The sequence below is a fragment of the Streptomyces ossamyceticus genome, from assembly GCF_001418475.1.
Taxonomy (GTDB): domain Bacteria; phylum Actinomycetota; class Actinomycetes; order Streptomycetales; family Streptomycetaceae; genus Streptomyces; species Streptomyces ossamyceticus.
On the sequence record NZ_LIQX01000164.1, the window covers coordinates 7,660 to 8,186 of the forward strand.

General features: G+C 75.7%; 1 protein-coding gene. It reads right to left on the reverse strand.

The window, feature by feature from the left end; all coding sequences use genetic code 11:
• A partial coding sequence (locus AOK15_RS13800) for a TGS domain-containing protein (RefSeq protein ID WP_240508420.1) occupies positions 1-527 on the reverse strand: 527 nt, incomplete at both ends.

Sequence of the window (527 nt, forward strand, 5' to 3'; positions counted from 1 at the left end):
CTCGGCGACGAGGGTGACCCGGAACTCGGTGGTGTCCCCCCAGTGCACGGCGATCTCCGCGCGCCCGAGGCCCTTCATGCGCGTCACGGCGGCGCACTCGACCCGGTGCACGGTCACCACTCCCCCGCGGACGGCGAAGCCGGTGACCTCGTCGGGTGGTACGGGGGTGCAGCAGCCGGCGAGGCGGACGTTCGCGTCGGGCTGGTCGGCGACGACCACGGCGTTCGCGGTGTCGGAGAGCGCGGCGGGCTCGTCGTGGGAGGGGCGCGGTGCGGGCGCCCCGTCCTTGCGTTCGGCGTCGAGGGCGTCCGGCTCGTCGGCGGCGGTCGAGGGGTGGGTGGCGAGCCAGCGCTGGATGGCGATGCGGGCGGCGGGGGTGTGGGCGTGCTCCAGCCACTCCGTGGAGGGCTCGGAGGCGGGGTCCTGGCCCATGAGGGGCTGGACGGTGTCGCCGTCCCTCAGGACCGTGCTCAGCGTCGCCAGACGGCCGTTGACGCGGGCGCCGATACAGGCGTGCGCGTCCTCGC